Source organism: Cytobacillus sp. IB215665, from assembly GCF_033963835.1.
In the GTDB taxonomy this organism is placed as follows: Bacteria; Bacillota; Bacilli; order Bacillales; family SM2101; genus Nanhaiella.
Genome location: NZ_JAXBME010000016.1, coordinates 26,039 through 48,033, shown reverse-complemented (window position 1 = coordinate 48,033; position 21,995 = coordinate 26,039). Strand labels below are relative to the sequence as shown.

Here is a 21,995-nt window from a genome sequence, read left to right as displayed (position 1 = left end):
GATTTATTGCGTAAGATGTCGATAGGAGGGGATTTTATGTCGAGGCTTGAAACGTATAAAGAGAAAAAAACTAAAACACCCTATATTGTAATGGGCTTAAGCATATCTTTTATTATGATAGTATCTAGTATTTTATTATATATTTATTTATTACCTTCAACAGAAAGTACTGAATACTTTCAGGAGGAAAATGACATTATTTTTGAAGGCGAGATAATATCTACTGCCTATGTTGTTGATGATGCGGTTTATTTCCCGTTTTCATTTATTCAAGAAAAGATAGATTCTTCTATTGTTTTTGATGAAAACTCGAATTCTATTATTATTACTACTAGCAATAAAGTTTTACAGCTTCCTTCAGAGTCATTAACTTATTTTATAAATGAAGAACCATTTAAGTTAGAGGTGCCAGCTTTAGTTACTGAGGCGGGTGAACGTTATATTAATATTGATCAAATATTACAAGTCTACCCAATAGAAGTGGATTTGAATGATGAAACATCCGCGATTATTGTTCAAAAACACGGTCAAACATTGTTAACAGGTGTTGTAAAAGATACATTAAATGAGCATGAATCAAGATTGAGGGTAGAGCCATCTCTTAAGTCAAAATACGTTGCGGAGTTAGAAGAGAATGAATCTATTGTAATTGAAAAAGATGACCATAGTGAATATTACTTCATCAGAAAGAAAAACGGGATTGCAGGGTATGTTAAAAAGAATGCGATAAGTTTAAACAAACCAATGACGGTTAATATCACGAGAGATTTACCCACAGAACAAAGAATGTTAATAGATGGGCCTATAAATTTAACATGGGAAGCTGTGTACTCAAAAAATCCTGATACATCAACACTGCCACAAATGAACGGTGTAAATGTAGTTTCTCCGACTTGGTTTTCATTGAAAAATAATGAGGGAGATGTTACGAATTTGGGATCTACAGCATATTCCGAATGGGCTAAACAACGTAATTATCAAGTTTGGGCTGTATTTTCTAACGATTTTGATCCTGAAAAAACCCATGAAGCATTTAAAGATTTTGATACAAGACAAAAAATTATTCGCCAATTACTTCAATATAGTCAAATGTATGAGCTAGATGGGATCAACATTGACATTGAAAATGTCAATTTGGAAGATGGACCTCTCGTCACACAATTTGTAAGAGAAGCAACACCTTACTTGCATGAAGCAGGGTTAGTTGTAAGCATGGATGTAACTTTTATATCTGAAAGTGAGAATTGGTCTAAGTTTTATGAAAGAGAAAAGCTAGCCGATGTTGTCGATTATATGATGGTTATGGCGTATGATGAACACTGGGCATCGTCACCTATTGCAGGTAGTGTAGCTAGCTTCCCTTGGGTGGAAAATAATCTAGAAAGAATACTAGAAGTGATTCCTAACGACAGATTAATATTAGGTGTCCCGCTATATACACGAATATGGGAAGAGAAAGAGAATGATAATGGTGCTATAGAAGTATCTTCAAAGGCGCATTCTATTGAATATGTTCGTGAGTGGATGAATGAACGTAATCTCGAACCAGCATATGACGAAAAATCTGGACAATACTACGTCGAATATATGGATGAAAAAGAACAAGCGATGTATAAAATTTGGATTGAGAATGACTATTCATTACAAAAGAGAGCTCAAATTGTACATTCGTATCAGCTGGCTGGTATAGCTACTTGGGCTAGAACGTTTGGTAATGAAGATGCCTGGACAGCCCTTTCTGACTCGTTAAAACATATCCAAGTCACACAAAAGTAAGAGATGTAACATTGGTATTGTTCCTTGTATGTAAAGGGAGCAGATTGGATAGTGATGTGTTTAAAATCCGTAAGCAATCTATTTCTGACCTTAAGATGATAGTGATACAATTAGTATATAACTAATACATGGAGATGATTAGATGGCAATTGAAATTCCAAATCGAGAAAAATTGGGAGAGATCTTGAAGAATAGTAAACGAGTTGCGGTTGTTGGACTATCTGCCAATCCAGAAAAAACATCGTACAAAGTTAGTAAAGTAATGCAGGATGCTGGATATGAGATCATCCCAGTCAATCCAACTGTTAATGAAGTATTAGGTGTCAAAGCAGTGAAATCTCTTCAAGAAATTGAAGGTCATGTAGACATCGTTAATGTATTTCGTCGGTCAGAGAAACTATATGACGTTGCTAAAGAATTTGTAGAAATAGATGCTGATGTTTTTTGGGCTCAACTAGGACTTATTAATGAAGAAGCATATCATTTTTTAAATGATAAAGGATATACTGTCGTTATGGATAGGTGTATTAAAGTTGAATATGCTGCTACAAAGTAAGTTTGATCTCATTCTTCGAAGCATCCATTATATTGCATAATTTTTGTACAAATGCGACACACTATAAAAACAACATGGTTGAATTATTGTTACTTTGTCATCCATGTCGCAAAATAAGTAAATGTTCACAAATTTTCCTCCCTCTTGGAGTACTCATGAAAATTGAGTACTCTTTTTCTATATGTCAAATTTTCATTCAATAGGATCATTTAACCTTTCACTTTAAGTAGGCTTTGGTCGCATTCATTGTTGCTTTTCCTAAAAAACCTCAATATTAAAATAACTAATATTCGGTGGACATCATTTCTTCTAAACTACAAGAGTCATATGATATACATCAGTTACTCAAATTTATGTAACAAAAGCACACAGTTTACGAAAAGAGCCTTACTTAAATTATTTATCATTCATAGGCTAGAAAAATCAAATTTGTAAAAATGAGAGGATTTTAAAAGAAGAAAAAATTTTTGTCCTTGTGATAAGAGGGCATTACCATATATTATATAAAATAGGAGTAGTAGTTTTAATCCTTTTCTAAAAGGTGTATAATTAGAACACCCGTTCTTTTTATGGGTAAAAAGAAACTAAACAAATTATATAGGAGCTATATGTTAATCCACCTTTAGTGCCTATCCCCTCGAGGTCATTACAAAACATCCTTTCGGGTGAAATAACTCGAATGCTTGTCAGGGATAATCGAGGCGTTTATGCATTTATTTTGTACTATAACAAGATTAAAAAGTTGTTGTGTATGTTTTTTGTATTGAGGAGGTAGTTTTTTGTCAAAGCAAAGTTTTGAATATAATGATGAAGCCATCCAGGTGTTAGAAGGACTGGAAGCTGTAAGAAAACGTCCAGGTATGTACATAGGAAGTACGGACACGCGAGGGCTACATCATTTAGTATATGAAATTGTTGATAATTCCGTAGATGAAGCTTTAGCTGGCTATGGAAACCACATAAAAGTTACGATACATAAAAATCAAAGTATTAGTGTAGTTGATAAAGGCAGAGGCATGCCAGTTGGCATGCATAAATCAGGAAAACCCACTCCTGAAGTTATACATACTGTTTTACATGCAGGTGGAAAGTTTGGACAAGGTGGTTATAAAACGAGTGGAGGGTTACATGGTGTAGGTGCATCTGTCGTTAATGCCCTTTCTGAGTGGTTAACTGTAACGATCCGTCGTGATGGAAACGTATACGAACAGAAGTTTGAACACGGAGGAAGTGTAGTTTCTGCACTTGAAAATAAAGGGCGAACGAATCAAACGGGTACAACAACTCACTTTAAGCCAGACCCAAGCATATTTAGTACAATTACATATAACTTTAATACATTGTGTGAGAGATTGCGTGAGTCAGCATTTCTGTTAAAGGGTCTAAAGATTGAGCTCATAGATGAGCGGCATAATGAGCACGAAATATTTCACTATGAGAATGGCATAGAGGCCTTCGTTCAATATTTAAACGAGGAGAAGGATACACTACACCCAGTGATAGCATTTGAAGGGGAACAAAACGACATTGCAGTTGAATATTCCTTCCAATTTAATGATGGATTTTCAGAAAACATCCTTTCATTCGTGAATAATGTAAGAACGAAGGATGGAGGAACCCATGAATCGGGTGCCAAAACAGCAATGACGCGTGCTTTTAATGAATATGCCCGCAAGGTAGGGTTGTTAAAGGAAAAAGATAAAAATCTTGAGGGATCAGATATTCGTGAAGGGCTTGCAGCCATCGTGTCTGTCAGAATTCCAGAGGAGTTACTTCAATTTGAAGGGCAAACGAAAGGGAAGTTAGGGACAAGTGATGCACGCTCAGCAGTTGATGCTGTTATAACAGAGAATTTGGCTTATTTCTTTGAGGAAAATCCTGATGTTAGTTCGTTATTAGTGAAAAAAGCTGTTAAAGCATATCAAGCTCGAGAAGCTGCTAGAAAAGCTCGAGAAGAAGCGAGGAACGGCAAGAAACGAAAGAAATCTGAGGGTACCTTAAGTGGTAAGCTTACACCAGCTCAATCGCGAAATCCAAATAAAAATGAGCTTTATTTAGTTGAAGGTGATTCTGCTGGTGGATCTGCTAAGCAAGGGAGAGATCGTCGATTTCAAGCTGTGTTGCCTTTACGTGGAAAGGTTATTAATACAGAAAAAGCTAAGCTTGCAGATATATTTAAAAATGAAGAAATTAATACAATTATACATGCTGTAGGTGGAGGAGTTGGCTCTGAGTTTTCTGTGGAGGATATTAATTATGATAAAGTAATCATCATGACTGATGCCGACACAGATGGAGCCCATATTCAAGTGCTTTTACTTACATTTTTTTATAGATACATGAAACCACTCGTTGATGCAGGTAAAATATTTATCGCTCTGCCACCATTATATAAAGTTAGTAAAGGAACTGGAAAAAAAGAAGTGTTAGAATATGCTTGGTCTGAGGACGAGCTGAAATTAGCTATAGATAAGATAGGTAAAGGGTATACAATTCAGCGCTACAAAGGGCTTGGTGAAATGAACGCTGATCAGCTTTGGGAAACAACTATGAACCCTGAAACGAGAACGCTCATTCGTGTAAGGATTAATGATGCTGCAAGAGCAGAGAGACGAGTTACAACTTTAATGGGTGATAAAGTTGAACCAAGACGTAAATGGATTGAAAGTAACGTAGCTTTTGGTTTAGAGGAAGAAACGAATATTTTAGACAATGATAACTTGTCGGTCGTGGAGGAGGATTAAGAATGTCACAAATAGAAACAATTCGAGAATTACCACTAGCAGATGTTCTCGGCGACCGCTTTGGTAGATATAGTAAGTACATTATTCAGGAACGTGCGTTACCTGATGCTAGGGATGGGCTGAAGCCAGTACAAAGACGTATATTGTATTCTATGTATGTTGAAGGAAATACAGCTGACAAAGCCTTTCGTAAATCAGCAAAAACTGTAGGTAACGTGATTGGTAATTACCATCCACATGGTGATACATCAGTCTATGATGCTATGGTGCGAATGACGCAAGATTGGAAGCTGCGTAATTTGTTGGTTGAAATGCACGGGAATAATGGAAGTATTGATGGTGACCCGCCAGCTGCTATGCGTTACACAGAGGCAAGGCTTTCATCAATTGCTTCAGAGCTGTTAAGAGATATTGATAAAAATACAGTAGAGTTCATACCGAATTTTGACGAAACGAGTAAAGAGCCAGTTGTGTTACCTGCAATGTTTCCGAACCTATTAGTGAACGGTTCCACAGGGATTTCTGCAGGGTATGCGACCGAAATTCCTCCACATCATTTAGGTGAAGTAATAGATGGTGTAATTATGCGAATTGACCGTCCAAACTGTACAATTGATGACTTAATGACAGTTATAAAAGGTCCTGACCTACCAACTGGGGGCATTATCCAAGGAGTAGAAGGGATTAAAAAAGCCTATCAAACTGGTAAAGGTAAAATGATCATTCGGGGTAAAACGTCGATTGAATCCATTAGGGGTGGTAGGCAACAAATTGTCGTAACTGAAATCCCATATGAAGTAAATAAAGCCAACTTAGTAAAGAAAATAGATGATTTACGCCTAGATCGTAAAGTCGAAGGGATTTCAGAGGTTCGTGATGAAACCGACCGAACGGGATTACGAATCGTTATAGAATTAAAGAAGGATGCAGATGCACAAGGTGTGTTAAATTATTTATTAAAGAATACGGACTTGCAAATTCCGTATAGCTTTAATATGGTAGCTATCCATCAAAAACGTCCGAAGCTAATGGGCTTAGCAGAAATGCTAGACGCGTACATTAGACACCAAGCAGAAGTGGTAAAAAACAGGTCGCAATATGAATTAAATAAAGCAAAAGATAGACATCATGTGGTGGAAGGGCTCATGAAGGCATTATCGATATTAGATGAAGTAATCTCAACCATTCGTTCATCAAAAGATAAAAAAGATGCCAAAATAAATCTCATTAGCTCGTTTCAATTTACTGAGCCGCAAGCGGAAGCAATTGTTACATTACAGCTATACCGCCTAACAAATACAGACATTACTCAACTTGAACAAGAAGCAGCAGAATTATTAGAAAAAATAGCTGAACTAACAGCAATTTTAACTAGTGAAAAAAGGTTATTTACTGTCATAAAAAAAGATTTAAGGAAGCTTCGAAAAAAATATGCCGATAACCGTCGTTCGATTATTGAAGCTGAAATAGAGGATTTAAAGATCAATTTAGAAGTGATGGTTGCACCTGAGGATGTAATTGTCACTGTTACGAAGGACGGCTATGTGAAAAGAACGAGTCTTCGTTCATATTCTGCTTCAAATGGACAAGATTTTGCTATGAAAGAATCAGACAGGCTGTTAGGAAAGTATGAAATTAATACAACTGATGTTTTGTTAATTTTCACCAACAAAGGTAATTATTTGTATTGTCCAGTCCATGAATTGCCTGATATACGCTGGAAAGACCTTGGACAACATATTGCAAATATCGTAAACATTGATCGAGATGAACAGATTATAAAAGCAATACCTATTAAAGAGTTCAAGGCCAGTCAATTTTTATTATTTGTCACAAAAAACGGTATGGTGAAGAGAACCATTTTGGACCAATATAAAGCAACACGATATTCTCGAGCATTAGTAGCAATTAATTTAAAAGATAATGATGAAGTCATTGATGTTGAAATGACAGATGGGACTAATGATATTTTTCTAGCAACCTACTTTGGATATGGCTTATGGTTTCATGAAAATGAAGTAAATGTTGTTGGAGCGCGTGCGGCAGGAGTGAAGGGAATCAATTTAAAAGATGGCGATTATGTCGTAAGTGGAATCATAGCTCAACAGGAACAGCAGCCTGATCTAGTAGCGATAACACATCGCGGTGCAATTAAAAGAATGAAATTGACAGGGTTTGAAAAAACATCTCGTGCAAAACGTGGTGTAGTTATGTTACGTGAACTAAAAAATAACCCTCATCGTTTAGTTGGTGTTGTTTTTGTTACTCAAAATGACGGAGTATTTTTCCAAACTGAAAATGATGTGATTCATTCTGTTGATCCTATCACCCTTAGACCAACCGATCGATATAGCAATGGTTCATTTATTATAGATGTACAAGATGCAGGTCAAGTGAGTGAGATATGGAAGGAAAATAACAAGGAATAATTAATTTTAAACAAAAACCAGTTTTTTACACTGGTTTTTTTATTTTGCTTCGGTAAATATTAATTTTTTTTATTTAACTAGGCGAATACACATACAGGACAAATAGGCATTTGAATTATATGAGTAGTGATATCATTATAAAAACATACAGGAGAGGTTTATATGACAAATATATTCGTAGATCCGTGCATTGACAATAAAGGTTCAGGGTGTGATAAAAACATTGCGACAGATCATTTTTGCTGTCAATTCGCTGTACCAAACCATACAGACACAAGCTTATACATTACAAAAGGCTGTGTTGAGGTAACGAGCTGTTTTAAAATTGAAAATACGTCTGATGAAAATGCACTATGCGTCACTATTCGCAAAAAGGGTTCAACGAACCATGCACATACATTTGAAGTCCCTCCATGTTCTTGTGTTACACATGTAGTTGAAGGGTTAAAAGGAATTAGCGCTTACGCAATGAACGATTCAGGAGGTGCAACTGGCAAAATTGATATAAAACTTTTTTACGATATTCATAGCTGCTAATAATAACAAAGAGGAGGATGAAGTATGGGTGAAGTACATGTCAACCCAAGCTGTGATAAAGGCTCGGGATGTGATAAAACGATAACAACAGATCGTTTTTGTTGTCAATTTACCGTAGACAAAGAAGAAAAAAGTGAACCAACTATTTTATATAAAACACTAGGGTGTGCAAGTGTTACGGCTTGTTTTAAAATTGAAAACCAATCTGATCAAGAGAGTATTATTATTATGATAGATGGTGACGAATCACATACGATCACTGTTTTACCTTGCTCTTGTATTACAGGAGTAGTTAATGGTTTGAAGGAAGTATCTGCAATACTTGACAAATATTCAACAAGTATAGGTTGCGGGAAAATAGACATAAAACTATTTTACGATATACACGACTAAAGACTGTAATGTGTTTTTCGTACTAATAAATAAACACGTATACAACTGCGTTTCGTGGCATTTTTCCTTTAAACAAACGATGACTGTTGAGTAAAACGATGTTTATATCTTCAATTTTTGGAACTATAGCAACAAAGTTTATGAAAAGAGACTAAATAAGAAAAAAATGGGAACAGCATCCAACGTTTATTCAAGCTGAGATGATTTTTTTACAGCTTAATATACGAATTTGGCTGTTGTTTTTTATTTTTAAGATACATATTTTTAACTATTTTTATGAAATCTAGGTCTTTGTTGTAGACAAAAAGTCTTCCTCTTGAATTATATGAATAAAGAAAGGTTTAACAATATCGAGTAGAGGAGAGATTGACAATGGCAAGAATATTTGTCGATGAGTGCTGTGATCGCAAAGGTTCGGGATGCGATAAAACGTTAGCAACAGATGAATTTTGTTGTAAGATTAACGTTAGTCCGATGGAACACGATTTGTTCTTTACGAGGGGATGTCCGACTGTGACAGCATGCTACAAAATTGAAAACACTTCAGATGAGCACATAATTAGAATTAGAGTATATTCCGCTTCAGGTTCACTACGTCAAGAATTTGATGTTGCACCGTGCTCTTGTGTAACAAAAGTAGATCAAGGGGATAGTCGCATAACTGCTGAAATTCCTGGTGGCGGAGGTCCAGCTAGAAGAGCAACAGGGAAGTTTGATATAAAATTATTCTACGATATTCATTAAAGTAGAAGCTACATCGATATATATGCTTATGCAAAATCGATAAAAATAAAAGGAGCGATTCAAATGGTTCAAATTTTTCAAGATCCTTGTTGTGATCGTAAAGGGTCTGGATGCGACAAAATAAAAGCTACTGACAAATTTTGTTGTAAATTTAATGTAGCTAGTATTGATGAAGATAACCCAACAATACTCTTTGAAACAGCTGGATGTGCATTCGTAACAGCTTGTTTTAAAATTGAAAATGTGTCAGATACTGATGAGATAACAATATTCGTTAATGGTAATGAAACTACCACTGTTCTACCATGCTCATGCACGACTGGTGTCATACAGGGATGTGGATTAGTGATAGCTGCTATAACCGATAATTCTTCAGGGGCAGATCCAGTAGCAACACCTGGTAAGATAGACATAAAACTATTTTATGATATTCATGATAGTTAAGCTTATGAGAAAATTTAAATGAAACAATCTCTTGTTTAAATAGGCTTTTTTCGTAAGCTTTGTTATTATTTTTCATAAAAATAGCCGTTTGATAAGTTTTATGAGATCACAATAATTGAAAAAATAGAAAAGATGCCATGAACGCTAGAGGTATAACTGTTTATATCTTAGAACGAATCATTGCAAAAGCAGCCATAAAAATAAGAAATTATTATATTTAGCATCATTTTGTATTAGCGTTGCATAGAATAGTACAACACTTGTAAAAGGAGTAGAGGATATGAACAAATATTGTACTCATTGTTGTGCTATTTTAAGTTATAAAAGTAACAATTGTTCATTGTGTGGGAGTCATCACATTAAAGAAATTGTTATTAATATACAAAAGCAGCCAACTGAAAATGGAGATAAATAGTCATACAAATTGTGTATAACTTACAAATTCCACGAGCAAATAATAGTAAGCTTTCTGGTCATTTAGATGAATGTCACAACCATTCTTATTTATAAGCAAGTTGCCAGTCGTTTTTAATTCTACAACTTGTACAATAAATAACCTGCTCTATATGGAGTGAGGTTATTTTTAATTAGTTAAAAGCTCTTCGAATACATAATTCCATTATCGACGACAGTTTTGTTATGAATATTTATGTTGTTTTTGCTAATCATAGTGGTAATAACAAAAAAGGGAGATATTTCTATGGATAATGCAAATCAAGTAACTAAATTTGAATCAATACCAAATGATGAACCATCTTTAATTGAAAGTATGGAATCATTACTAAGAAAAAAAATGGAGAAGGAATATACTGAAGGAAATACGAAAAGAGATGCGCACCCAAAACACCTCGCATTATTACAGGCTCAGTTTATAATTGAGCCAAATCTTCCTGATGAACTAAAAGTAGGTATTTTTGAAAAACCAAACAAATATGATGCGTGGATTCGTATCTCAAATGCAAATGGTAAAATACAGTCGGATACTAAAAAAGACTTCAGAGGGTTTGCGGTAAAACTAATAGGAGTTAAGGGAGAAAAATATGAGAAGGACGAAAATGAAACCCAAGATTTTGTATTAATGAGCCATCCAACTATGCCATTAGGCACAGTAAAATTATTTCATGACGCTGTTTATTATAGTTTAAAGTGGAATCCACTCGTTTTATTGTTGAAGATGACGTTGTCTGGGAAAGGAGATATTATTAAGGAATTAAATAATGGTAAAAAAAATCATTCATCTCCTTTAGATATCCGCTATTGGAGTACAACTCCTTATATGTTCGGTGATAATAAAGTAGTGAAGTATTCAATCATCCCAACATCTACATATAAAAGTACGTTACCAGAACCTTTAACTGACCGTTATTTAACTGATAATATAGAAAAACATTTAGCTAAAGAGGAGGCTAGTTTTGATTTTTTCATTCAATTTCAAAAAGACCAACAACTTATGCCTGTTGAAGATGCTGGAGTAGAGTGGAAAGAAGAGGATTCTCCATTTATAAAAGTTGCAACTATAAAAATCCCACCACAAATTTTTAGAACGAAGCAAATAGATGAGTTAGCAGAGGATTTTACATTTTCACCTGGACATGCTCTTATTGAACATCAACCCATCGGGGGTATTAACCGTGCTAGAGTAGAAATATATCGTAATTTATCAACATATAGGCATGAAAGAGATAGCAGAAAAATGGTTGAACCGCATAATTAGCTAGCTAGTTTTATTAAATGAAGGTTCTCTTTAGAACAAGGGTCAAATTACGATGTACAGCCGAAGTAATAACTCTTATTTTAGTAGGAGTTTTTCTTCGGCTTCTTTTATTGCTAGATTTTTAAAGGATAACAAAACTTAATTTTTTCGTTTTTTAGCTGAAAATTCTTCTTCGTGAGCTTCTTGCTCAGCTCTTGTTGCTTCTGGTGGTAGATGGTTGTTTTTTTTAGGTGCATTAATACGATTTCTATTCTTTTTACCCATCCATCATCTCTCCTTTATGATTATTACTAAAGCTTATTTTTATCACTTTTCGAAGAATTTGGTTTCGTTTTATTAGACCGCGATGTTGGATTCGTTTCATTGGCATAGTCTACGGCCTGCTTTATTTTTTTATTAGTCATATCATGCTTACCCCCTATAATGTATTTTCTTCATTACAGCTTCTAGAACTTTCCCTAACCAACTTCACCGTTTATACTATTCCTTTTTTCAAGAATTCTATTCGTTTTCTTTAATATGTTCAGCTTGATCGATGTTTTGCGTATTAGAAACTCTCCTTTTCTAAAGCTCGAATTCGATGTGCCTTTTCTAATAATAACAACGTGTTCTTATATACGGTTACTAATTGTTTTAGGTTTAGAAAATAATACCAAATGAAGTGCTGTTTGTTCCTTTTCGTACTAAAATATAAGCACGTATCAGCCTAGTGTTTGCTACTTTATAAAAAACTATATCCCATTCATAAACCTCCGTATTACAGTCCAATCTTAATAAAAATAACAACAAAGTTTACGAAAAGAGCTTTTATAAACTGTCTTTGTACTATTTGTTCCTTTTCGTAATAAGAGACCTAAACAAAACATAACTTCACTTCGTAGCATCTTTTCATCTCGATAGACTAAAAAAAGCAGTTAACATATTAGCTACTCAAATATAAATGAAACAACAACAAAGTTTACGAAAAGAGCTTTTATAAACTGTCTTTGTACTATTTGTTCCTTTTCGTAATAAGAGACCTAAACAAAACACAACTTCACTTCGTAGCATCTTTTCATCTCGATAGACTAAAAAAAGCTGTTAACATATTAGCTACTCAAATATAAATGAAACAACAACAAAGTTTACGAAAAGAGCTTTTCTTTTAGAAAAATATAATATCGAATTAGAAACATGAATAGTATTACTATTAATAAGGTTCAAAATGGACAAGAAATATAGTTGTTTTATCACTGTTGCACAAATTTACTTTAGTAAGGGGGAATGAGGTTGAATAGTATTTGGTTAGCGATATTCGGCATGGTAGTCTTTGCACTCGGTTATCGATATTATTCGAAATTTATAGCGGAGAAAATTTATCGTCTTGACTCTAGCTATGTAACTCCAGCACATAAGTATGAAGACGGTGTTGATTTTGTGCCAACAAAAAAATCAATATTATGGGGCCATCATTTTACTTCGGTAGCGGGTGCTGCACCAATTGTTGGGCCAGCTATAGCTGTTTATTGGGGATGGTTACCTGCATTGCTATGGGTTGTATTGGGAACTGTCTTTGCTGCAGGGGTACATGATTTTGGTACACTCGTTTTATCTGTTCGTCACAAAGGACAATCTGTCGGTACTTTAACGAATAAACTAATCGGGAAGCAAGCTAAGATATTATTTCTATTTATTATCTTAATTTTAGTGCTTATGGTAAATGCAGTTTTTGCTTGGGTTATTTCAAATTTATTTATTACATTTCCAGCCAGTGTTATCCCTGTATTTATTGAAATTCCTCTCGCCATTTGGATAGGGTATGCAGTTTATAGAAAGAAAAAAGGGATGCTTGTACCTTCAATTATTGCGCTTTTGATAATGTACGCAACTGCGGTTTTAACTAGTAAGTATCAAATTCTTCAAATAGATTTAGTGAGATATTTTGGTGGTGCAAATAATAATGTTTTATTTGGACTAGATGGTGTTTCAATGGCATTTTTTGTTTGGATCATCATTTTAATGGTATATTTATATATCGCTTCTATCTTACCAGTTTGGAAGCTATTACAGCCACGAGACTATATTAACTCACATCAACTTATCGTAGGGTTATTTATTTTATATGGTGGACTATTATTATTAAGGCCCGAAATAACGGCGCCTATGACAAATACAGCTGCTACAGATAAATCTTGGTTTCCTCTGTTATTCATCACAATTGCATGTGGTGCTATCTCAGGGTTTCACGGATTGGTTTCGTCAGGTACAACCTCTAAACAGCTAGATAAAGAAACAGATGCTCGTTTTGTTGGTTATTTGGGGGCAATAGGTGAAGGATCGCTAGCGTTGATTGCCATCATTGCAGTCGTGACATTTTTTGCTACACCTGGAGAATTTTTAACTGCTTATAGTAGTTTTGATAATGCTAGTAGCGGAGGTTTAAGTGCGTTTATTGGCGGGGCAGCTCAGCTAGCAACTGGGTTATTTATTCCAGAGGAAATTGCTAAAACGATAGTAACGGTTATCGTCGTAAGCTTTGCGGCAACTTCATTAGATACTTCAGTCCGATTAATGAGATATATTATTTCAGAATTAGGATATGAGTACAAGATAAATCCATTAACAAAGACGCATGTTGCAACATCGGTTGCTGTAATTACAAGTGCAGCTCTAATATTGTTACCTAAAGGTCCGAATGGTTTTGGGTCAGGTGGGTACTTGCTTTGGCCATTGTTTGGTACGTCGAATCAATTATTGGCAGGTATAAGCTTGTTACTTATTTCAATTTGGCTCAAAAAACAAGGGAGAAATTATATTGTTACACTAGCTCCGATGTTGTTCATTATTATTATGACGCTTTGGGCGATGATACAACAAGTCGTTTTTCAGTGGTCTGGATATGGTGAAACAGATGCAAATTTACTTCTATTCATACTAGGTGGAGTTATATTAGTATTCGCTTTTTGGATATTGTTGATTGCCTTCTCTTCATTAACGAAAAAAGACAACACTAATAATATTAATACTCCGATGTAACTACCAAAGTCTGCTGTTTTCATCTTAATTGTTGGGTGATGATAAAGTTATATACACGCTTATAACGTAATAGTTGTAACGCCTTTTCATTCTTTGAAAAGCTGATTTGGTAGTATTTATAACGATAAAATAATTTAAAACAGCCTGGTAATCTAAAACTCGCATAGGTGGCTATCCTTTTAAGGCAAGTCACCTTTTTTATATATAAGAAGATTGATTCTAAAAAGGTACGGGTTCATTTTGTATAAGGATGGTGAAATAATGGACAAGGCATGGAATATGTTGAAAATACTCATTAAGAATTATGATGAAATGCTTAAATTACCTCACCGCATAGAAATAGCAAGGGAGCTCAGGGACGAAGATGATTTATTTATATTACTTTGTAGTTCAGAGTTACTGGGTGTACCAAATCCAATTATTTATTACACGCTAGAATTATACCCTTATTTGATAGAAAATTTCCACGAATGGCACTTGCGCATGGGCATGGAGCACTCACCACTAGATGGCATTCGCTGTTGTTAAGAATATATAATAAACGGAGGTTACTAATGGATATCAAAAAGATTCTTTTTGTAGGAGGCAAAGGTGGGGTAGGGAAATCGACAACAGCTGCTGCCATTGCGTTGAAACTTGCTAAAAATAACAAAAGAACATTAATTATTTCCACAGATCCAGCACATAATATTGGTGATATTTTTCATCAACAAGTAGGACATACACAAAGAGAAGTGTATTCAAACTTATTTGCGCTTGAAATTGATCCACAGCAAGAAGCTGATCGATACATTCAGACAGTTAAGGACAATATAAGGGAAACTGTTAAACCCCACATGCTTGAGGAGGTGAATCGTCAAATCGATTTAGCTAAATGCTCCCCTGGAGCGGATGAAGCAGCATTATTTGACAGATTGGTTTCAATTATCATTGAAAAAAAAGATAAGTTCGATCATTTAATTATTGATACAGCTCCTACAGGACACACACTTAGGTTATTATCGTTACCAGAATTAATGACTGTGTGGATGAACGGAATGGTAAGTCGTCGTAAGAAAATAAACAGAAATTACTCTCAATTACTTAATGACGGTGAGGAAATTGAAGATCCAATATATAAAATTTTAAAAATGAGAAAAAATAGATTTAAAGAAGTTAGAGATATCTTATTAAACAATAATGTTACAGGATATTTGTTCGTGTTAAATGCAGAACGACTTCCAATTATCGAAACTAAAAAAGCTGTAACGTTACTTCAAGATAATCACTTTCAAGTTGAGACAATTATTGTTAATAAAGTGTTACCTGACGATATGTCTGACACTTTTTTTCAACAACGAAAACAACAAGAAAGAGTTTATTTAGATCAAATTAAGGATCAATTTAAATCACAGAAAGTAATGTTAATACCTTTATTTAATGAGGATATACACTCGTTCAGAATGCTTAGTAATTTTGCTGAACAAATTTGAAACATGAATGTCATAACTCCGATTAGACATCCGACGTCAGACATCCAAACAAATTTTCGCAAAATGTTCTTTTTTTTCTACATGTAACTATGTTATATTGTACTTGAACTAGTAAACAACAATAGGAGGAATTACGATGAGCGTACATATTGGAGCAAAAGAAAATGAAATCGCTGACAAAATATTACTACCAGGAGATCCATTACGTGCTAAGTATATAGCAGAAACATTTTTAGAAGACACTATTTGTTATAACGAAGTACGAGGTATGCTTGGTTTTACAGGGACATATAAGGGAGAAAAAATATCAGTTCAAGGTACAGGTATGGGGGTACCTTCGATTGCTATATATATAAACGAGTTAATGCAAAGCTACAATGTTCAAACATTAATACGTGTAGGAACATGTGGAGCCATCCAAAAAGATGTTAAAGTTCGCGATGTTATTTTAGCGATGACTTCATCTACAGACTCAAGTATGAATAAAATTAGATTTGGTGGGATTGATTATGCACCTACTGCAGACTTTGAACTATTGAAGAATGCATACGATATAGGTGTTGAAAAAGGTTTGAATTTAAAAGCAGGTAATGTCTTTACAGCTGATCAATTCTATAACGATAATGCAGAATTTGAAAAATGGGCTCAGTATGGAATTTTAGCAATTGAAATGGAAACAACTGCTCTATATACGTTAGCTGCTAAATTCGGTCGCAAAGCACTATCAGTCTTAACGGTAAGTGACCATATACTAACAGGAGAAGAAACAACTTCTGAAGAACGCCAAACTACTTTTAACGATATGATTGAAGTTGCACTTGATGCAGCAATTAAGTAAGTATTTTGAAGTTAAATATACCTAGTAAACGATAAACTTCCATATTAGGAATATATGGAAAACAATTTACTCCAACCGATACATGGGAGTTAGGGCTAGAGCCCTGCAAACAATATTAGGCTTTTACAAGTCCTTGCAAAGCAAGGGCTTGTTTATTATTGTCTAGTTAATAATAATGTGCAAAAAATCATTTTGAGCTAATATAGAGTAAAGTACATTCTTATGCAAGGTACTAAAAGCGATTTATTTTGCTAAAAAGTTGTTAAATAGATAGGAAAAAACTTTCCTATAATTGATTATATTTTGGTAAAATATAAAATCAGAGGTCTTATTATATAAGTTATTATGAAAAAGGGGACAACCAACATGAAATTTTTTACACTATCAAGATTATTTATTACTTCGACATTCATTGGAATACTGTTAATTTCAGGTTGTTCAAATGGAAGTGTAAATTTGCAAGATGAAGAAGTAATAGCTACAGAAGGAACGGAGACCGTAGAAGAAAACGTCTCTGACCAAGAAAACGAAAGTCTGCAAGGAAATCTAACAGATGAAGAAGAAATTGAAACGGCAACAGATGATGAAGCCCAACAAGGCGAAGACCAAGACAAACAATCGTCCAATAATAGCGAGGACCTGGTTTCCTTAGAACAATTTAACAATGTCATAGAAGAGCAAAATGGGCTTAAAGTGATTATGAATCCAGAAAATATATTATCCATCGTCAATAAGGGACAAAGCTTACCTAGCGATTATATTCCTGATGACTTGGTGGTACCGAATGTAACATTCTCATTTGGAGACCAAGTACTAGAAAAAAGCTACTTACGATCGGAAGCTGCTCTTGCCTTAGAAGAAATGTTTAAGCAAGCATCTCAAGAAAATATTACTTTATATGCTGTTTCTGGCTATCGTTCATTTGAAAGACAAAATGAACTATTTACCGCTGAGGTGGCTAAGTATGGAAAAGAAAAAGCATCACAGGCTGTTGCTGTCCCAGGTCATAGCGAACATCAAACAGGGCTAACAATGGATATAAGTAGTCAAAGTGTAAACTTTTTATTAACAACTGATTTTGCTGATACAATCGAAGGTCAATGGGTTGAAAATAACGCTCATTTATTTGGCTTTATTGTTAGATATCCAAAAGACAAAGTAGATATCACGGGCTATCAATACGAGCCTTGGCATATCCGTTATGTGGGGAAGGATGTTGCTAAAGTGTTATATGATAATAATATTATTCTCGATAGTATCTTGAATGAATAAGAAATACAGCTAATGCTAGGATAACAGAACTCTATTAGTAGGGTAACGAAACTACCTGGGATTGTGGATTCAAATAATAACTTTACGATACTCCTATTTAGTTAGTTTTTATAGATAGGAGTATCGATATAATACAAAGTTATTTTGTAACCTTTTTTACTATTTTATATAGTTACATGATACAAAGTGATTTAATGATTTTCAAAACTGTCTAGCAGAAATAATAATATAGAGCTCTAATAGGTCGATTTTTTTTCTATTATATTTTTTGAGTATACTATAACTATTTAAATAGCTGCCAAGTACTAATGAATAATTTTTTCGCGTAATGCAACAGCAACAGCTTCTGTACGATGATTTACGTTAAGTTTTTTTATTGCAGAGCTAATATAATCTCTCGTTGTAAATTCGCTTATTTTTAATAAAATTGCTATTTCCTTAGTACTATACCCATTTGATAGAAATTGCAGTGTTTGAACCTCTCTTCTGCTTAATATGTCAGTTAGCGATTCGGATTTGTTAACAGAGTGCACTGCTAATTGGTAATATTCCATAACATTCGTTATGAGACTATTGTCTATTGGCTTTGTACCAACATATCTGTCAATAAGAACACAGCCAAAAACATTTCGTAAGTAGCTTAATGGAATAACTAATAAGGATGAAAGCTCAAATTGATCAATATACCTGTTAGGTATGAATTTTCGAAGTTGATCAAGAAATAAGTAATGCGCTTTATTTCTTGTAATTGCCGCTTGAATAGGAGGTATTGTTCTTACATCTTCTCGAATATAGGTTATAGGATAAACACCATCAGCATCTACTCGCATTACACCTTCACCGATAAAACTCAGTTGAGAATATGAAAAAATAGATGCTCTTTCAAAAGGAAAATAAATCAAACTACCTCTGAGCATTAATTCAATTCTCTTATTAATGTTTTTCGTGTCTACTAAACGATGAATAAAATCAATTACCTCTCCTTCAAACATTTACATTATTCACCCCTATATTTTCAGGAATCGAAACAGTTAATTAAATCCCTTATGATAAATGTAAGCGTTTACTAGATTGATTTAACAGAAAATTTAGATATCTATTAAACTTAATTGTACAATTTTTTAAGCAATTCATCAATTTATATTGCAAAGGAGGAGCAAAATGGTAAGAAAACATGTGATTACTACTAGTGAAAGGGGAATTATTGAAGATTTATTGCCATACCGATTATATCAAAAGGCTAAACGGTTTGGAATTTGGAATCCCCAAGATATTGACTTTTCAAAAGATCGAGAAGATTGGAAATCACTTACTGAAGTTCAACAAGAAGATATTCTACGTGTTATTGCTCAATTTCAAGGAGGGGAAGAGGCAGTTACTTTAGATTTACTACCTCTGATCATGGCAATCGCAAAAGAAGGACGTATTGAGGAAGAAATGTTTTTAACTACCTTTCTATTTGAGGAAGCTAAACACACAGAGTTTTTCCGAAATGTACTTAATATGATTGGAGAAAAAGGTGATTTATCTCATTTCCATACACCTACTTATAAGAAGATCTTTTTTGAGATTCTTCCAAATGCAATGGAAAGAATTGTTTACGATCAATCTCCTGAAGCAATTGCAGAGGCTGCCACTGTATATAACATGTTTGTAGAAGGAGTCTTGGCTGAGACAGGGTACTATTCCTTTTACATATCTCTTGACAAAGCAGGGGTTATGCCAGGATTAATGAAAGGAATTGGACTGTTGAAAAGGGATGAGTCCAGACATATAGGGTACGGAACATATTTACTGCAACGCTTAATTTCTGAGCATCCACATATTTTTGATTTAGTAAGTAACAAAATGGAAGAGTTAGCACCACTGGCATTACAGTTGAATCAAGAAGGAATAGCAGGAAGAGAAATGAGCTCTTTTGGAAATCCGACTGAAGAAACAATGGAATATACGATGAAACAACTTAGTATTAGAATGGAGATTCTCTCAAGAGCAAGAGGGAAAAAAATCGAAGAAATATATAAAACGAATGAAGCGGATGTCGGTGTGATATAACAATATATCTTTTGTTCATCAATTCAGGCTGTTTTGGAATAGTTATTGACCCACTAAAGACGTATGTGATGTGCGATTGTGACACTTTAAATGTCATTTGCAAATTCCTAACTACACTCCTTAGTTTTTCAAATAAGTTATCCAAAATAGAGGTTTGCTAAAAAATGGCTGTTTTCGCTTTACCTATTGTTTTTCGTTATAAGAAATAAATACGTATAATCCATGAGGTCGTGACTTCTATTTCTCTCATTTTACAAAGAGGTCCATAAATTTAATTGTTGCTGTCCTTATATTAGTCTCATTAGCAATAAAGTTTGCGAAAAGAGCCTAAAAATTAAAAGGAGGGACAAATATGTCTATAAAAGTTGATGTAAGTACTTTCCCATTGTTTATTAATGGGGAGTGGGTACCAGCTAATAGCGGAGAAACTTTTGATGTACACAATCCTGCAACAGGAGATGTGGTTGCAAAAGTTGCAAAAGGTAATAAGAATGATGTGGAAAAAGCAGTTAATGCAGCCAGCGCAGCATTTGAGCAAGCTGAGTGGCGCGACATGAACCCGAAAGATCGTTCGAAGTTGTTGTATGCGATTGCACATAAAATCGTAGCAAACTCGAAAGAGCTTATTTACTTAGAAACGATTAGCTCTGGTGGAACTGTTAGAAGATTATCCTCTAGTGACATTATGCAAATGGCTGATTTATTCCAAACTTTAGGTAAGTTTGTTCTAGAATATCCATTCTCCGAAACGTTGCCTGTACCTCCTTTCCCTGGTCCTGCACATAACTTTGTATGGAGAGAACCGATTGGTGTTTGTGCAGCGATCACTCCTTGGAATATGCCTATGTTAATTGCTACTTGGAAAATTGCACCTGCATTAGCAATGGGAAATACCATTGTCATAAAGCCAGCTAGTTATACACCACTATCAACTCTTAAATTGGCTGAAATAATTTCCGAGGTTGTACCGAAAGGAGTTATAAACGTCGTTACCGGCTCAGGGAATGAAGTAGGTGAGCCGCTTGCTACACATCCAAAAGTTGATAAAATTGCATTTACAGGCTCAACGGAAGTTGGTCGTCACATAATGAGCCTTGCTTCACGTACAGTTAAGAATACTACGCTAGAGCTTGGTGGAAAATCTCCAAATATACTTCTTGAAGATGCTGACTTAAATATTGCGTTACCGGGGAGCTTATTTGGGGTTTTCCTACATTCAGGACAGCTATGTGAGTCTGGAACTAGATTATTTGTTCCTGATAGTCTTTATGAAGTGGTAATTGAAAAACTGGCAGAATTGGCAGGTACATTAAAGCTAGGAAATCCGCTTGACCCTGAAACTGATATGGGACCTGTTATATCTTCACAACAAAAGGAAACGATTCTTTCTTATATAGAATCAGGAAAACAAGAAGGAGCTAGGTTAGTCTGCGGAGGAAAAGAGGCGGTAGTTGAAGGCTGTGAAAATGGCCATTTTATAGAGCCAACTATTTTTGCTGATGTCACGAATGATATGAAAATTGCTAGAGAAGAAATATTTGGTCCTGTATTATCAATTATTCGTTATGGTGACCTCGATGATGCTATTAAAATGGCGAATGATACGATTTACGGTCTAGCTGCTGGAGTTTGGACGAGAGACGTAAATAAAGCATACGAAGTGGTGCGTAAACTTCGAGCAGGAGTGGTTTGGATTAATGATTGGCATTTATTAAGAAATGATGCTCCATTTGGTGGGTATAAGCAGAGTGGTATTGGCAGGGAGATGGGGAAGCACTCATTAGATGCCTATACACAGTTAAAGCATGTCCATACTTCTATGGTTCCTGACCTCCATAAACGACGTTGGAATCAATTGTTATTTTCCAACCTCCGCGAGACTTAATGAAAATTCAAGTTTTTTTGACTAGCACTTATCAATTTGGTCATAGAGGCTCCCAACTTATTTACCTTTTACTGTAACATATTCACTCTCGAAAAAGAGGGGTTTTCATAATTAATGAAAT

The 21,995-nt window shown here is 34.7% G+C and carries 19 protein-coding genes; 17 read left to right on the top strand and 2 right to left on the bottom strand.

Annotation, left to right across the window (positions count from 1 at the left end; all coding sequences use genetic code 11):
* Window positions 1-36: 36 nt before the first annotated feature.
* The 10 genes from SLH52_RS17330 to SLH52_RS17285 all read left to right on the top strand — a co-directional run bounded on the left by SLH52_RS17330 (window position 37) and on the right by SLH52_RS17285 (window position 11,337).
* Window positions 37-1,776 carry a glycosyl hydrolase family 18 protein gene (locus tag SLH52_RS17330; RefSeq protein WP_320210533.1) on the top strand — a complete coding sequence of 580 codons (1,740 nt, stop codon included), beginning with the start codon at window positions 37-39 and terminating at the stop codon, window positions 1,774-1,776.
* Between the two features lie 142 nt (window positions 1,777-1,918).
* Window positions 1,919-2,332, top strand: a complete 414-nt coding sequence (locus SLH52_RS17325) for a CoA-binding protein (RefSeq protein WP_320210532.1) — start codon at window positions 1,919-1,921, stop codon at window positions 2,330-2,332.
* 779 nt (window positions 2,333-3,111) lie between these two features.
* Complete coding sequence (parE, locus tag SLH52_RS17320) at window positions 3,112-5,076, top strand: DNA topoisomerase IV subunit B (RefSeq protein WP_320210531.1); 1,965 nt, start codon at window positions 3,112-3,114, stop codon at window positions 5,074-5,076.
* A gap of 2 nt (window positions 5,077-5,078) precedes the next feature.
* A complete protein-coding gene (parC, locus tag SLH52_RS17315; RefSeq protein WP_320210530.1) occupies window positions 5,079-7,505 on the top strand; it encodes a DNA topoisomerase IV subunit A in 2,427 nt (808 codons plus the stop codon).
* Between the two features lie 162 nt (window positions 7,506-7,667).
* Complete coding sequence (locus tag SLH52_RS17310) at window positions 7,668-8,042, top strand: S-Ena type endospore appendage (protein WP_320210529.1); 375 nt, start codon at window positions 7,668-7,670, stop codon at window positions 8,040-8,042.
* Window positions 8,043-8,066: 24 nt separating this feature from the next.
* Complete coding sequence (locus tag SLH52_RS17305) at window positions 8,067-8,435, top strand: S-Ena type endospore appendage (protein WP_320210528.1); 369 nt, start codon at window positions 8,067-8,069, stop codon at window positions 8,433-8,435.
* A 372-nt stretch (window positions 8,436-8,807) separates the two neighbouring features.
* Window positions 8,808-9,179 (top strand): hypothetical protein, encoded by a 372-nt coding sequence (locus SLH52_RS17300; protein WP_320210527.1) that lies wholly within the window; start codon window positions 8,808-8,810, stop codon window positions 9,177-9,179.
* 63 nt (window positions 9,180-9,242) lie between these two features.
* Entirely contained in the window at window positions 9,243-9,623 is a 381-nt protein-coding gene (locus tag SLH52_RS17295; RefSeq protein ID WP_320210526.1) for an S-Ena type endospore appendage, read from the top strand.
* Window positions 9,624-9,903: 280 nt separating this feature from the next.
* Window positions 9,904-10,038, top strand: coding sequence for a hypothetical protein (locus tag SLH52_RS17290; RefSeq protein WP_320210525.1), 135 nt, complete (start codon window positions 9,904-9,906; stop codon window positions 10,036-10,038).
* 285 nt (window positions 10,039-10,323) lie between these two features.
* Window positions 10,324-11,337: a catalase family protein gene (locus SLH52_RS17285; RefSeq protein ID WP_320210524.1), complete on the top strand. Its 1,014-nt coding sequence runs from the start codon at window positions 10,324-10,326 to the stop codon at window positions 11,335-11,337.
* Window positions 11,338-11,475: 138 nt separating this feature from the next.
* On the opposite strand, the gene SLH52_RS17280 is transcribed toward SLH52_RS17285, so the two are convergent.
* Window positions 11,476-11,601 carry a hypothetical protein gene (locus SLH52_RS17280; protein ID WP_320210523.1) on the bottom strand — a complete coding sequence of 42 codons (126 nt, stop codon included), beginning with the start codon at window positions 11,599-11,601 and terminating at the stop codon, window positions 11,476-11,478.
* Between the two features lie 1,005 nt (window positions 11,602-12,606).
* Here SLH52_RS17280 and SLH52_RS17275 point away from each other — a divergent pair.
* The 5 genes from SLH52_RS17275 to SLH52_RS17255 all read left to right on the top strand — a co-directional run bounded on the left by SLH52_RS17275 (window position 12,607) and on the right by SLH52_RS17255 (window position 17,934).
* Entirely contained in the window at window positions 12,607-14,352 is a 1,746-nt protein-coding gene (locus tag SLH52_RS17275) for a carbon starvation protein A (protein ID WP_320210522.1), read from the top strand.
* 261 nt (window positions 14,353-14,613) lie between these two features.
* Entirely contained in the window at window positions 14,614-14,880 is a 267-nt protein-coding gene (locus SLH52_RS17270; RefSeq protein ID WP_320210521.1) for a cory-CC-star protein, read from the top strand.
* A gap of 26 nt (window positions 14,881-14,906) precedes the next feature.
* The gene (locus SLH52_RS17265; protein ID WP_320210520.1) at window positions 14,907-15,824 is read left to right on the top strand and encodes an ArsA family ATPase; all 918 of its coding nucleotides are present in this window, start codon (window positions 14,907-14,909) and stop codon (window positions 15,822-15,824) included.
* A gap of 136 nt (window positions 15,825-15,960) precedes the next feature.
* Complete coding sequence (gene deoD / locus SLH52_RS17260; protein WP_320210519.1) at window positions 15,961-16,662, top strand: purine-nucleoside phosphorylase; 702 nt, start codon at window positions 15,961-15,963, stop codon at window positions 16,660-16,662.
* 366 nt (window positions 16,663-17,028) lie between these two features.
* Window positions 17,029-17,934 (top strand): M15 family metallopeptidase, encoded by a 906-nt coding sequence (locus SLH52_RS17255; protein WP_320210518.1) that lies wholly within the window; start codon window positions 17,029-17,031, stop codon window positions 17,932-17,934.
* Between the two features lie 305 nt (window positions 17,935-18,239).
* Here SLH52_RS17255 and SLH52_RS17250 read toward each other — a convergent pair whose 3' ends face one another.
* Window positions 18,240-18,926, bottom strand: coding sequence for a response regulator transcription factor (locus tag SLH52_RS17250; RefSeq protein WP_320210517.1), 687 nt, complete (start codon window positions 18,924-18,926; stop codon window positions 18,240-18,242).
* Between the two features lie 169 nt (window positions 18,927-19,095).
* On the opposite strand from SLH52_RS17250, the gene SLH52_RS17245 reads away from it, so the two are divergent.
* Window positions 19,096-19,989 carry a R2-like ligand-binding oxidase gene (locus tag SLH52_RS17245; RefSeq protein WP_320210516.1) on the top strand — a complete coding sequence of 298 codons (894 nt, stop codon included), beginning with the start codon at window positions 19,096-19,098 and terminating at the stop codon, window positions 19,987-19,989.
* Window positions 19,990-20,341: 352 nt separating this feature from the next.
* Window positions 20,342-21,874: an aldehyde dehydrogenase family protein gene (locus SLH52_RS17240; RefSeq protein WP_320210515.1), complete on the top strand. Its 1,533-nt coding sequence runs from the start codon at window positions 20,342-20,344 to the stop codon at window positions 21,872-21,874.
* Window positions 21,875-21,995 lie beyond the last annotated feature (121 nt).